The following is a 14,113-nucleotide window of genomic DNA, read 5'->3' as shown; positions in this document are numbered from 1 at the left end:
ACCACGAGAACGACGCGGCGTTCAGGCGGCAACGGCCTGCACGCTATCGGCGACGCGCACGATGTCGTTCACGTGGGTCGTGATCTGTTCGCCGGGCACGCCGTAGATGTGAAGCGAGACGGCGGTGCCGCTGCTGCAATTGCCGAGCCGATGGACGCCGGTGCGGCCCGAGCGCGTGAACGACACGGCGCCCGGCTCGCGCATCTGGTCGCGCGCGGGTGTCGCGCAGCCGGTGTCCGCGTTCCAGTGGTAGAGGGTTTCCGTCAACACGCCATCGATCACGGCGTAACCGCACCACGTGTGATGCGCGTGAACCGGGCTTGCCTGGCCGGGCATCCAGACGAGCGCAGCGATTGCATAGCGGCCTTGCGGATCGGCGGCAAGCAGATGGCGGCGATAGCAGGCGGCGGCGCCTTCGCGTTGCGCGTCGGTGAGCAGCGAGGCATCGGCGGCAGCTTCGGCAAGCGCCGCGCGTACGCCGCGCGCGAAGGCCGCGTGCCGCGACGGATCATCGGTGCCGGCGCAGGCGTCGAAAGCCGCGTCGAGCGTCGCGCACAGTTGTGAGATCGCACCTGCAGCGGGCATGGCGCAGGTGACGGAAGTGGTTTCGGCCAACGCGGATTCGCGTGTGATCAGGCCGGCTGACGGGTTCATGGAAGGCTCCGCTGGCGTTGTTTTTCGAGGTCGGGACTGCCCTCATTTATACCCATTTGCGCGGAGAAAGAGTTTTCATATAATTCCCTCGTCTCAACGAGAAATAGAATAATTTTCTATCTGGGTGGAAAGATGGGAATGGACATCATTGATCGGCGGCTGCTCGAACTCCTGCAGGAAGACGCGACGATGCCGATCGCCGAACTCGCGGCACGGGTGAACCTGTCGCAAACGCCATGCTGGAAACGGGTGCAGCGGCTCAAGGAAGCGGGCGTGATCCGTGCGCAAGTCGCGCTGTGCGATCCGCGCAAACTCGGGGTCGGCACGACGGTGTTCGTCGCCGTACGCACGAACCAGCACACGGAAGCCTGGGCGCAGGATTTCACGCGCGCGGTGCAGGACATTCCCGAAGTGGTCGAGGTCTACCGGATGAGCGGCGAGACCGACTATCTGCTGCGTGTCGTCGTCTCGGATATCGACGATTACGACCGCGTCTACAAGCAACTGATCCGCGCCGTGCCGCTCTACGACGTGAGTTCCAGCTTCGCGATGGAACAGATCAAGTATTCGACGGCGTTGCCGGTGCGGGCGTCCGTGGTTGCGGAAAGCCGCTAGCTTGGCGGCTTGCCCGGCGTCGCGGCGAGCCTGTTCCGTGAACGCGCGCGCATGCCGGGCTGCAAGCCGCGTGCAAGGTGCTTCGGCGTAGAATGCCCGCTTTGCCGCATCCACCTGCCAGCAGAGCCCGACTCATGAACGATCCGCGCAAGAAGAACCCGACGCTTGGCATCGCAGTGTTTATCGTCGTTGTCGTGTTGCTGGTCATCGCGACGATTCTCTACAACGCGATCTCCGAAAAGCGCGAGTACGACCGCGACAATCCCGCTGATTCGACGGCGTCGGCGGCCTCCGCGGCGGCGGCTGCCGTGAATGCGGCAAAGGGTGCGTCGCAGTAAGCGCGACCCGCTCACTCACTCGCTTGTCAACCCGCTCAGTTCTCGGGCAAGCGGATCACACCCGCATCCTTGCGGATCTGAAACGACGCGGCGAGCATCTGCTTGCACTGATGCGCGAGCAGTTTCAGATCATGCACGGCATCGGGCGTGTAGTCGGGCGAACGCTCCGCTTCGACCACCATCGCGTCGAGTTCACGCGTCAACTGCTTTGAAATGTCCACCTGGTCGGCGGGAGGCGGCTCGCCTTCCTCGGCGTTCGCAAGGTTGTCGCGTATCACCGTCAGCGCGCGCTGCAGCGGCTGATGCGACGGCCCGCCCATCTGCTGGGACGACGTGCGCAGCAACGGCGCCACCGCCGTGATCTGCGACGCGAGCACGTGAGAGCGCACCAGCAGGTCGTTCAGTTCCGGCACGAACTTTTGCGCGGACTTGGGCTCGAGCATCATTCGTTGAAACGCCTGGCCGAGATTGGCGAACGCGACATGCACGTTCTTGCGCGCAAGGCGGTATCGATAGTCGCGGTCGAGCGCGCTTGCGGCGGCAGCGGCGGCGGGCGTCGGGGCGGACGTCCTGTTAGCAACGCCTGGGGAAGCAGCCGATCCCGCCGCTGATCCCGACGCAACTGCATTGCCGGACGCTTCCATGAGTCCGCCAACGCCGCTCGCAGCAATCTCCGCGACGGCCACGGCGGGCGCCAGCGCCGCTGCTTCCGTCAGCGCGGATGGCGCGATGACGGAAGCGGCCGGCTTGTCTCCCCACCACCAGCTTGCTTCCAGATAGCTGCGCATGGCCGCTATCATGTCGTTGACGAGCTTGCCCATCAGCCGATATTCCCAGTACGGGAACAGATGACTCGCCGCGATCGCGATCGCGCAGCCGACGACCGTGTCGATCGCGCGCTCGCCGATGATATGCAGGCTGCCCGGCGCAAGCAGATGGAACATCAGCAGCACGTAAGACGACGTGAACACGACACTCGCCGTGTAGTTGAACAGCAGCAGGCTGTAGCTCATCACCATGCATGCGAACATCACGATGATGAGGATATGTGGTTCCTTCACGCTCATGATGAGCGCGATGCTCGCCGCGCAGCCGATCAGCGTGCCGACGATACGCTGTCCATTGCGCTGCTTGGTCAGCGAGTAACCGGGCTTCAGAATGATGACGGTCGTCATCACGATCCAGTAGGCATTGGTGAGCGGCAACAGGCGCCCGAGCCAGAAGCCGATCGCGACGGCGATCGTCATGCGCAACGCATGCCGGAAGCTGGGCGACGCCATCGTCAGGTTCGAGAAGATCGAGCCGTACGGCACGCGGCGGCTCGACACGAAGCGCGTCAGCGCCTGGTCGATGCGCAGATCGGTTTCCTTCGTGCTTTCTTCGTTCGCGAGGTTCTTGCGCATCCGGTCGATCAGCCGCGTCGCGCTCCAGACGCGTCTGAACGAGGCCGAGACGGCCGAGTAGGCTTCGGGATTTTTCTTCGGCAAGTCCTGCTTGCGCATCTGCTCGATTTCGAATTCGATCGCGCGCAACTCCGCCTTCACGTTGATCCGCGCGCGCGGCGGCTCGTTTTGCAGCACGGCGAGGCCGATGTCTTCGAGGTCCGCGGCCGCCTTGCGGATCAGGTCGCGATAAAAGATCAGCAGGTCAGAACCGCCGAACGTATTGCGCACGAGCGGATAGTCGGTATGTGCGCCGACGAACTGCTCGTGCAGATCGACGGTATGGATGAACAGGTTGAAGAGCGTCGCGCGGCGCGGCGGCAAGCGGCCGCTTTTCAGCTTGGGCAGATTGCGCAGCACGATGTCGCGCGCGGCGTCCTGCATGGCCACGGCTGCGATCTGCTTCGCGACCAGGTTGCGGTAGCACTCGTCGAGATCGTTGTCCAGGTCGAAGAAGTCCGCGCGCGCGAGCAGATAGTCGGCGAGCGCGAACACGCTCTCTGCCAGCGCCTGCTGCTCGATCCGGTACATCATCCAGCGGCTCACGAGGGTGGACCAGTACGTGAACCACAGTCCGCCCACGAGTATCCACGACGCGTTGATGAGCGCCTGCATGGGCGTGAAGTGCTCTTCGAGTGTGACGACCATCATGAAGAGCGTCGCGAAGCTGATCTGCGGCCAGCGGTTGCCGTAGACGACGATCAGCGACAGCACGAAGGTGAGCGGCACGACGGTGCACCACAGCGCGACGGGATTGACGGTCGCGAGCCCGGTGGCGAGCGCGGCGAGAAAGCCGATCACGCTGCACGCGAGCATCTCGTTGTGCTTGTATTTGAGCGGGCCGGGCATGTCGACGGCGCACGCGCCGAGCGCACCCGTGGCGATCGTGAAGCCGAGCTCGCGGTTGTGAAAGACGATCAGGCAAAGGACGGCGGGCAGCGACACGCCCACTGCGATGCGCAAGCCGCCATAAAAGTACTGGCTATACAGAAATTTCTTGATTTCGACTGAATAGCGCATCGACCGCCTGGTGTCTCGTGTCTATATGTTGATGATGCAGCGTGGGCCGGCTTTCCGGGCCGACATTCGCGGCTTCCGCCCGCTTGAACTGCCGTCGAGTCTAACTGATTTACCCCCGCCCGGACCATCTGCCGGATGGCCAGGTTTCGTGTCTGCGAACGCGTTTGTTATGCTGTCGCATCGTTTCTTCACACGGCCTGCGCACGAGCGCGGCGCCGCCTGTTCCAAGCCATTCCATGCTCCAGCTTTTCTATTCCAACCGGTACGATGTGCTCGTCGGCGCGCTGCTCGACGGACTGGCTGCCACGCCTTCCAGTCCGTGGACGGCGCAACCTGTGATCGTGCCGAGCGCGGCCGTGCGGCGGCGGCTGGAACTCGATATCGCCGCGCGTCAAGGCGTGTGCGCCAACATCGAGTTCAGTTACCTTGCGCAATGGCTGTGGACGCAGATCGGCGGCGTCATCAAAGACGTGCCGAAGAGTTCGCCTTTCTCGCCGGACCGGCTGGTGTGGCGCTGCTACCGTCTGCTCGGCGACGCCGATGAAGCGCGGCCGTGGAATGCGTCGCCGCGTCTGCGCAGCTACCTCGATGCCGCCGACGCACCGATGCGCTACGAACTCGCACGCCGCGTCGCGACGGTGCTCGACCACTATCTGACCTATCGTCCCGAATGGCTGTTGCAATGGCAGAAGGGCGGTTCCATCTTCGCAAGCGGCGCAGCGGACGACGCCGGCCCGCGTCTGACGGGCGCGAGCGCCGCGGCTCGCGAGGACGAACACTGGCAGGGCGCGTTGTGGCGCACGCTGCTCGGCGAGGTCGCCGGCGACGCGCATTCCGCGCAGGCCGCTACGCCGCCTGCCTACCGCTTTCTCGACGAAGTGCGCTCGCTCGATCTCGACGCGATCGCGCGAGCGGGGTGGCCCGAGTCGGTCAGCGTGTTCGCGCTGCCGACCATGCCGCCTTTGCATATCGCGTTGCTGCGCGAGCTGTCGCGCTGGATCGATGTGCGCGTGTACGCGATGAACCCGTGCCGCGAGTTCTGGTTCGACATCGTCAGCGTGGGGCGCGTCGAGGCGCTCGATGCGGCGGGCCAGCTCGACTATCAGGAAGTCGGCCATCCGCTGCTCGCCGAATGGGCGCGCCAGACGCAGGCGCAGCTTCACATGCTGCACGAGCTGACGGAAAGCGCGGCCTCGGCCGAGGCCTCGTACTTCGCCGAAAACGCCGCGCCGACGTGGCTCGCCGCTGTGCAGAACGGCATGCTGGATCTGCGCGACGAGCGCGATCTCGACGCGCAGCCAAACGAACGCGGCATCGAAGTGCATGTGTGCCATAGCCTTGCGCGCCAGCTCGAAGTGCTGCACGACCGCCTGCTGGGCTGGTTCGACGAGTTCGACGATCTGCAGCCTTCCGATGTGCTCGTCACGTTGCCCGATCTCGGCGCGGCCGGTCCACTGATCGACGCCGTGTTCGGCACCGCGCCCTCGGGCGACACGCGCCGCATTCCATATCGCATCACCGGTTTGCCGCCTTCGCAGGCGAACCCTGTGGCGCGCGTGCTGCTCGACTGGCTCGCGTTGCCCGAGCGCAATGTCGGCGCGCCGGAGCTGATCGAATGGCTGCGTGTCGATGCGATCGCCGCGCGCTACGGCATCGACGCGGCGGCGCTCGAAGACATTCAGGAATGGCTCGCGGCAGCGGGCGCGCGGCGCGGTCTGGCGCCCGTGCCGCCTGCCGACAGCGCGACTCCCGTCGCGCGTCACACCTTCGCCGACGCGCTCACGCGCCTCTTTCTCGGCTACGCGATGCCCGAAGGAGGCCAGCCGGTGGATGCCTGGCTGCCCGTCGAAGGCGCGGACGGCTCGGACGCGGAATTGCTCGGGCGTCTTGCGAGCTTTGTCGACGACGTCGATGCGTTCGCGCGCCGTTGCGCCGACGACATGACGCCCGTCGAGTGGACGCAGTTGCTGCTCGAAGTGCTGGGCCGCTGCTTCGACGGCGGCGTCGATTTCGCGGACAGCCTCGCCACCGTGCGCGATGCCGTCGATGCCATGAGCGACGCAATGCGCACAGGCGCGGGCGACACGGCATTGCCGGCCGCCGTGGTGCGCACGTCGCTGTCCGAAGCGCTTGACGACCCGGCGCGCGGCGGCGTGCCGTGGGGCAGCGTCACGTTCTCATCACTGACGAGCCTGCGTGGCTTGCCGTTCAGAATCGTCTGCATGCTGGGCATGGACGACGGTGTGTTGCCGAGCCTCGCGCGCGCCGACGAGTTCGACCTGATGGCGGAGTTCGGCAAGGCCGGCGACCGCCAGCGGCGCGACGACGAGCGCAACCTGTTCCTCGATCTGCTGCTCGCTGCGCAAGATCGCCTGATGATCGCGTACACGGGGCGCAGCATTCGCGACAACGCGCCGTTGCCGCCCGCCGCGCTCGTCGACGAACTGCTCGATCACCTCGCGCGGGTTTCGTCCGATGAGGACGCGTCGCCTGCCGAACTCGACGCGGCGCGGCGCGCGTTCATCGTCGAGCATCCTTTGCAGCCTTTCGCGTCGGACTACTTCAACGCGAAGAGCGGCCTGTTCACGTACGACACCGACCGCGCGGAACTGGCCGCATTGCTCGCCGCACCGTCCGGCGAGACGCCCGCGCCGTTCTTCGATGCGCCGCTGCCCGCTGTGCCGAACGAACCCGTGCCGTTCGACGACTTCCAGCGTTTCTGGCGGCATCCCGCGCGCGCGTTGTTGCGCGACCGGCTCGGCATCGTGCTTTCCGATGCACAGGGCGAGCTGCTCGATATGGAGCCGTTCGAACTCGACTTCGCGGGCCGCGATGCATTGGCCGAACGGCTGTTGCCCGCGCTGCTCGATACGGACTTCGACAGTGCGGCGTTCGAGCGCGTGCAGCGCGTCGCGGAAGCGAGCCCCGAGTTGCCTGGCGGCGCGACGGGCGCGGTATGGCGTACGCGCGAGCTATCGGCGTTGCGCGGCCTTGCTGACCGCGTGCGGCGCGAAGTGGCGTCGGGCGTCACGCGCCTGCCGTTTTCGCTCGACATCCACGCGCGCTGGCCCGCCACGGGCGACATCGCGCTCTTCGGCCCTTATGAAACAGCATTGCGCAAAACATCGGAAGGTCCATTGCAACTGCAAGGCACGCTCAATCTGCTGACGCCGACGGGGCAGGTCGTGTTCCGTTACGCGCGGCCCACGGCGCGCGATTATCTGTCCGCGTGGCTGTCGCATCTCGTCTATTGCGCGGCGTTGCCCGACGGTCCGCGTCGTACGGTATGGCATGCAAGCGGCGAGTCGTTCGAACTTGCACCCGTCGAAAATCCATTGGATCAATTGGCGCCGCTTGCCGCGTTGTTCAGCGCCGGGCGCGCCTTTCCGCTGCGCTTTTTCCCGAAGAGCGCATGGGCGAAGATCAGCGACGGCGATTCCGCCGCGCAAGGCGCATGGATCAGCGACCGCGTGCGCGGCGAGTCCGATGACGCTGCGTTGCGCATCGCGTTTCGCGGCGCGCCGCTCACACTCGACGAGCCGTTCGGCACACTCGCCGCGATCGTCTTCAAGCCGCTGGTCGCGCATCTGAGGAGCGCATCATGAGCGGGACGGCATGGATGCATGCGCCCGCGGCGCACGAGCTCGATGTGTTCGCGTGCGATCTCGACGGCGTCAATCAGATCGAGGCATCGGCGGGAACGGGCAAGACATGGAATATCTGCGCGCTCTATGTGCGGTTGTTGCTGGAGAAGAATCTGAGCGCCGATCAGATTCTCGTCGTGACATTTACGAAAGCGGCGACGGCCGAGTTGCATGAACGGATTCGCGGGCGTCTCGCTGAAGTGCAGCGCGCGATCGAAACGGGCGACGATGGCGGCGATCCGTTCATCGTCAGGCTGTTCGAAACGACGCTTTCCGAAGCGCGCGGCATCGACCTCGAAGCGGCTGCGAAGACGGTGCGCCGCGCGTTGCGCACCTTCGATCAGGCAGCCATCCACACGATTCACGCGTTCTGTCAGCGCGCGTTGCAGGAAGCGCCGTTTGCCGCGGCGATGCCGTTCGCGTTCGACATGGAAGCGGACGACGCTGCGTTGCGTTTCGAACTGGCCGCCGACTTCTGGCGCGAGCAGGTCGAACCCGTTGCGGCGGCGCATCGGTCGTTTGCGGCGTGGCTGGTCGAAAAGGGCGCGGGGCCTGCCTCGCTCGACGAACAGCTTGCGCGGCGGCTGAAGAAGCCGCTTGCGCAATTGCGCTGGGGCGATGTCGGTGCAGCCGAAGGTGCGCCGAACGATATGCAGGCGCGCTTCGACGAAGCCTGCGAGATGTGGCACGCCGAGCGCGACAACATCGTGCGTCTGCTCGAACAGGTGCAGGAGCGTCTGAGCAAGACCTCGCACAAGGCCGAAACGGTGAGCGCCGCGATCAGCGCGTGGAGCGACTATTTCGCCCAGGACGACTGTCACGCGGCGCCGCCGAAAGTCGCGCTCAAACTGACGGCCACCGCGTTGACGAAAGGCACGAAAAAGAACTTTGAGCCGCCCGCGCATGCGTTCTTCAACGCAGCCGACGAACTGGCCGCAGCCTCGCTCGCGGCGGAAGCCGCCCAGCGTGCGCGCTGGCTCGGGCTGGTGCAGAAGTGGCTCGACTACGCGCCGCACGAACTGACGGCAAGAAAGCGCACGCGCCGCGTCGTGTCGTTCGACGACCTGCTGTCGAACCTGTATCGCGCGCTGGCCAGTCACGTGTGGCTCGCGGACGCGTTGCGCGCGCGCTATCCCGCGGCGCTGATCGACGAGTTTCAGGACACCGATCCGCTGCAGTTCGCAATCTTCAATCGCATCTTTGCGCCGAAGGGGCCGCTCTTTCTGGTCGGCGATCCGAAGCAGGCCATCTACAGTTTTCGCGCGGCCGATCTGCACACGTATCTCGCGGCGCGTGCGCAGGCGTCGGCGCGATACACGCTCGCCGTCAATCAGCGTTCGACGGCGCCCATCGTCGAAGCATGCAACCGCATTTTCGGAGCGAACGCGCGGGCGTTCGTGCTCGAAGGGCTCGACTATCAACCTGTGCGAGCGGGCGAGCGGCAGCGGCCGCCGCTCGTCGACCGCGACGGCGCGGCGGGCGGCGACTTCCGCGTGTGGACGCTGCCGCAAGGCGACGCGGTGCTGAGCAAGCGCGACGCGCAGCGCGCGGCGAGCGAGGCGTGCGCGGCGGAGATCGTGCGTCTGTTGCGCGGGGCGCGCGAAGGCAGCGTCATGATCGGCGACAAGCCGCTCGCGCCCGGCAACATCGCCGTGCTCGTGCAGACGCACAAGCAGGGCAGCCTGATCAAACGTGTGTTGTCCGCGTGGGGCGTGGGCAGCGTCGAGCTGGCGCAGGCATCGGTGTTCGAATCGCTCGACGCCGAGCAGATCGAACGCGTGCTGGCCGCTGTCGATACACCAGGCGACTTGCGCCGCCTGCGGGCCGCGCTCGCGACCGACTGGTTCGGTCTCGATGCCGCCACGCTGTGGCGGCTCGAACAGGTCGACGAGGCTTCGCCGACATCGGGCGACGCCGCGCGCGCTGTCGATGCAATGAGTTGGGTCGAGCGTTTTTCGCGCTACCGGATGCTGTGGCACGAGCGCGGCTTCGCCGTCATGTGGCGCACGCTGATGCGCGAACTGCGCGTCGCGCAGCGGCTGGTCGAGGGCGCGGAAGGCGAGCGGCGGCTGACCAACGTCAACCATCTGGCCGAACTCGTGCAGGCGCGCGCCGCGACACAGCCGGGCATCGCCCCGACCTTGCGCTGGCTCGCCGCGCAACGCGCGGAAAGCGGGCGGGGCGGCGAAGAAGCGCAACTGCGGCTCGAATCGGACCGCAACCTCGTGCAGATCGTCACCGTGCACAAGTCAAAGGGCCTTGAATACGCGGTCGTGTTCTGTCCGTTTCTCAATGACGGCCGCCTGCGCGAGCCGTACGCGACCGTCCTGCCCGATGCGCTCGAATATCACGATGACGACGGTTCGGCCGTGCTTCACTACGGCAGCGACGACGAGCAGGCCGATCACGCGAACCGCCAGGCGATGCGCGAACAGGCGGCCGAGCGCGCGCGGCTGATCTATGTCGCGCTGACGCGGGCCGTGTATCGCTGTTATCTGGTGGCGGGCGCGTATCTGGCGTCGAGATCGACGAAGGAATCGGCGCGCAGCGTGTTGAACTGGCTCGTGGCGGGCAAAGCCCGCGATTTCGATGAATGGCTCGCCAAGCCGCTCGATGACGACTCGGTTTATCAGCATTGGGAGGCGCTGTCAGGCGACCCCGTGGCGATCGCGGATCTGCCGTCCGTTACGCGTCGGGTGCCGCTGGAAAGCGTGGCCGACAGCAACGCCCGGATGCGCGCGCGCATGAACCAGCGCGCATTGCGCGACACGTGGCGCATGGCGAGCTTCAGCTCGCTGATCGCGGCGGGTTCGCGCACCGACGATGCGTCAGCAGGCAGCGAAGAAGCGCGTCCGGACCACGACGAACTGGCGGACATCGCGACGGGCGAACCGCACGCGCCCGTTTTCGATGTCGTCACCGCGCCCGTCGAACTCTCGCCCGACGACATCCTCGCGTTTCCGCGCGGCCCGGCGGCGGGCGAGTGTCTGCACCGCATGTTCGAACTCGCGGATTTCTCCGACCGCAGTACGTGGCCGCACGCAATCGAGCGCGCGCTGCATGAGCGCCCAGCGCCTGCCGAGCCCGAGCTCGCGCAACGTTTGCCTGCAATGATGCACCGCTTGCTCGCCGATATCGTGAGCACGGAACTCGTGCCCGGCATGACGCTCGCCGCGCTCGATCCGCAGCGCCGGCTCAACGAGATGGAGTTTCTGTTCTCGGCGGCATCGCTGGACTTTCCCGCGTTGCGCGCGTTGCTCGCCGCGCATGGCTTCCCCGATGTCGCGCTGGAGCCGGGCGCGCTGCGTGGCTTCGTCAAAGGTTTCATCGACATGATCGTCGAGCACGAGGGGCGCTTCTGGGTGGTCGACTGGAAGTCGAACCATCTCGGCGACACGCCCGAGGACTACGCCGCCGCGCCGCTCGACGAAGCGATGGCGAGCCAGGCGTATCACCTGCAGGCGCTGCTGTATGTCGTCGCGCTGCATCGCTATCTGCGGCTGAGGCTCGCGAACTATGACTATGACACGCACATCGGCGGCTATCTGTATCTGTTCGTGCGCGGCGTGCGGCCCGGCTGGCAACACGGTGAACACGCGGCCGGCGTGCATGCACGGCGGCCGGACCACGCGCTCGTCGTGGCGCTCGATGCATTGATGGACGGAGGCGCGCAATGAGCACATTCGATCAGCCGTTGCCCGATGTCGAGGTCAATGTCCCCGCGCCCGCGGATTTCAGCACGGCGCTCGCCGAAGGCTTCGCGCGTCGCGTGAGCGCGCTTGCGCAACGCGGCGGCGCGTCGGCGGACAGCGTGCGCTGGGCCGCGCGCGCCGCGTTCGCTGCGAGCCGTGCGACATCGGAAGGGCACGTGTGCGTGCCGCTCGACGAACTCGCGCAGCGCTACGACGCCGAGGTCGCGCCGGTGCGCGACGCATTGCTCGCGAGCGGTGTCGCGAGCGACGGCGTGCAGCCGGCGCATGCGTTGCGCCCGCTCGTCGTCGATGGGCAAGGGCGGCTTTATCTCGCGCGTTACTACGACTATGAAAGGCGGCTTGCGCAGTCGCTCGTCGGACATGCGCGAGGCGCGGATCGAGATGCCGTGTCGGCGGGCATGTCATCTCGAGGTTTGCGCGACAGGTTGCTGCGTTATTTCGGTGAACCACAGGACGACCAGATCGACTGGCAGCGCGTGGCCGCCGTGATGGCGCTGTCCGGGCGGCTGACCATCGTCAGTGGCGGTCCGGGCACGGGCAAGACGACCACGGTCGTCGGCGTGCTCGCCTGTCTGCTGGACGCGCGCGCGGACTTGCGTATCGCGCTCGCCGCGCCGACGGGCAAGGCCGCCCAGCGGATGCAGGAGGCGCTGCTCGCGCGCGCCAGTTCGTTGCCGCAGGAACTCGCCGCGCGTCTGCCGCAAACGTCGTTTACGTTGCATCGGTTGCTGGGCACCGGGCCGAATGGGCGCTTCCGTCATCATCGCGACAACCCGTTGCCATATGACGTGATCGTGATCGACGAGGCATCGATGATCGACGTCGCGATGGCGACGCATCTGTTCGATGCGCTCGCACCTGACACGCATCTCGTGATGCTCGGCGACAAGGATCAACTCGCAGCCGTCGAAGCGGGTGCCGTGTTCGCCGAGTTGAGCGCGCAACCCGCGTTCACGGCGAAGGGCGTCGGCTCGATCGCGACGGCACTGGGAATCGACGAGCGCCGTTTGCGTGACGCGTTGCCCACGGGCCGCGACGACGATGCGCCGCCGGGAGACACCCAACCGCTTTTCGACGACCTGTTCGGCATGCCGTCCGACCTGCCGTCGTCCATGCCGGATGCGCAACCGGCGCCGCTTGCGGACTGCGTCGTATGGCTCGAACGTAACTATCGCTTCGGGCTGGAGTCGGCGATCGGGCGGTTGTCGCTCGCGATCCGGCGCGGCGCGGCTCAGGACGCGCTCGACGTGCTGCATATCGATCCCGTCGAGCCCTGCGCGGCCGCATTTCACCAGGACGCCGATGCCGTGCCAGCCGAGCGCACGATCCAGCGGCTCGCGGCCGGCTTTGCGCCCTACGCGGACGCGCTCGCAACGGCGCTCGCCGGCGGCGCGGCGGGCGCGGCCTCGCACGCGTTGGCGCTGTTCGACGCGCTCAATCGCTTTCGTATCCTGTGCGCGACGCGACTCGGTTCGCGCGGCGTCGAACAGATGAATACCGCGATGGCCGCGCAGGTGCGGCGCATCGCGCGCGTGCCGATGGCCGTCGGCGCGCAATGGTTCGCGGGCCGGCCGATCATGGTCACGCGCAACGACTATGCGCTGGGTCTGTTCAATGGCGATATCGGCATCGCGCTGCCCGGCGCGGACGGCGCGTTGCGGGTGTTTTTCCGTGGCGCGGACGGCAGCCTGCGCGCGGTGTCGCCCGCGGCGCTGCCGCCGCACGACACGGCCTTCGCGCTCACGGTGCACAAGTCGCAAGGCTCGGAGTTCGAACATGCGGTGCTGATGCTGCCGTCCACGTTCAGCCGGGTGCTGTCGCGCGAACTCGTTTATACGGCCGTCACGCGGGCGCGCGAGCGGGTCGAGGTGGTCGGCTCACGGGCCGTGCTGATGCGTGCGATCGCCACGCCGACGCAGCGCGACTCCGGGCTTGCCGCGCGAATCGTCGAGGCGATGCGAAATGACGGGTGAGAGGACGTGCGGGGTGACGTGACTCAGTTGGCAGCCGTGCTGGGCGGCGATTCTGTTTCGGATTCCGTCTCGCTTTGCGCGAGGTCGCGCAGCGTGCGCCGGTACCACAGCGTCCAGACCATCAGCGCGCCGAAGATGCCGTAGCCGACGAAGGGCGACACCACCAGCACGCGCTCGATCGGCCAGTGCCACGCCATCCAGCCGCGCAGCGCGGTTTCGCCTGTGAGGCCGAGGCCCCAGGTGGCCGTTAGCACCCGGATTCCCCGGGCGAAAGCCGGGCGCTCGCGCCACAGCATGTCGATGTGGGCCGCGCCGTTGGTCATCTCGCGGGCGACGAACGCGCGCGTCAGGTAGAAGACGGCGGGCCGGCCCGCCAGCAGCGTCAGCAGGAACGCCACGCCTACCGCACCCGACACCAGCGATTCGCGGAACAGCAACATGCGCGGGTCGCCGCCCAGCGCCATTGCGCCGATCGACAGCACGATGCCGAGCAGCACCGTCAGGCTGAGCGCGTCGGCGCGTCTGAAGCGCACGAGTTCGACGATGCTCCACGCGACGGGCGGCACGGCCGACGCAATCAACCCGCCCGTTTCTCCCCAGTAGGGCTGCACGAGGCGGTACGCGACCCACGGCAACACGAGATTGACGACCAGTTCGAGCACCTGCGCGGGGCGCATTTTCATCACGATAATTGGCCCTCGGGCTGAAAGTTTC

At 66.6% G+C, this 14,113-nt stretch carries 8 protein-coding genes; 5 read left to right on the top strand and 3 right to left on the bottom strand.

Features of this window, described 5'->3' with window-relative positions:
• Positions 1-21: 21 nt before the first annotated feature.
• Positions 22-654 carry a cysteine dioxygenase family protein gene (locus C2L66_RS09600; RefSeq protein ID WP_082670333.1) on the bottom strand — a complete coding sequence of 211 codons (633 nt, stop codon included), beginning with the start codon at positions 652-654 and terminating at the stop codon, positions 22-24.
• Between the two features lie 132 nt (positions 655-786).
• On the opposite strand from C2L66_RS09600, the gene C2L66_RS09595 reads away from it, so the two are divergent.
• Both C2L66_RS09595 and C2L66_RS09590 read left to right on the top strand, forming a co-directional pair.
• Positions 787-1,269 (top strand): Lrp/AsnC family transcriptional regulator, encoded by a 483-nt coding sequence (locus C2L66_RS09595; RefSeq protein WP_036004599.1) that lies wholly within the window; start codon positions 787-789, stop codon positions 1,267-1,269.
• 134 nt (positions 1,270-1,403) lie between these two features.
• The gene (locus tag C2L66_RS09590) at positions 1,404-1,607 is read left to right on the top strand and encodes a hypothetical protein (protein ID WP_060600377.1); all 204 of its coding nucleotides are present in this window, start codon (positions 1,404-1,406) and stop codon (positions 1,605-1,607) included.
• Positions 1,608-1,642: 35 nt separating this feature from the next.
• Here the strand turns inward: C2L66_RS09590 and C2L66_RS09585 are convergent, their stop codons facing one another.
• Entirely contained in the window at positions 1,643-4,069 is a 2,427-nt protein-coding gene (locus C2L66_RS09585) for an FUSC family protein (protein ID WP_060600379.1), read from the bottom strand.
• A gap of 236 nt (positions 4,070-4,305) precedes the next feature.
• On the opposite strand from C2L66_RS09585, the gene recC reads away from it, so the two are divergent.
• From recC to recD, 3 genes are read left to right on the top strand one after another with little or no spacing between them, the layout of a single operon-like run.
• The gene (gene recC, locus C2L66_RS09580; RefSeq protein ID WP_060600381.1) at positions 4,306-7,674 is read left to right on the top strand and encodes an exodeoxyribonuclease V subunit gamma; all 3,369 of its coding nucleotides are present in this window, start codon (positions 4,306-4,308) and stop codon (positions 7,672-7,674) included.
• Positions 7,671-11,390: an exodeoxyribonuclease V subunit beta gene (gene recB / locus C2L66_RS09575; RefSeq protein ID WP_060600382.1), complete on the top strand. Its 3,720-nt coding sequence runs from the start codon at positions 7,671-7,673 to the stop codon at positions 11,388-11,390. Before recC ends, recB begins: the two co-directional genes overlap by 4 nt.
• Positions 11,387-13,399, top strand: coding sequence for an exodeoxyribonuclease V subunit alpha (gene recD, locus C2L66_RS09570; RefSeq protein ID WP_060600384.1), 2,013 nt, complete (start codon positions 11,387-11,389; stop codon positions 13,397-13,399). Before recB ends, recD begins: the two co-directional genes overlap by 4 nt.
• A 23-nt stretch (positions 13,400-13,422) precedes the next feature.
• On the opposite strand, the gene C2L66_RS09565 is transcribed toward recD, so the two are convergent.
• Positions 13,423-14,082, bottom strand: coding sequence for a VC0807 family protein (locus C2L66_RS09565; RefSeq protein WP_054930249.1), 660 nt, complete (start codon positions 14,080-14,082; stop codon positions 13,423-13,425).
• Positions 14,083-14,113: the final 31 nt, after the last annotated feature.

Source organism: Paraburkholderia caribensis (genome assembly GCF_002902945.1).
Taxonomy (GTDB): Bacteria; Pseudomonadota; Gammaproteobacteria; order Burkholderiales; family Burkholderiaceae; genus Paraburkholderia; species Paraburkholderia caribensis.
This window is presented reverse-complemented; position numbering and strand designations above follow the sequence as displayed.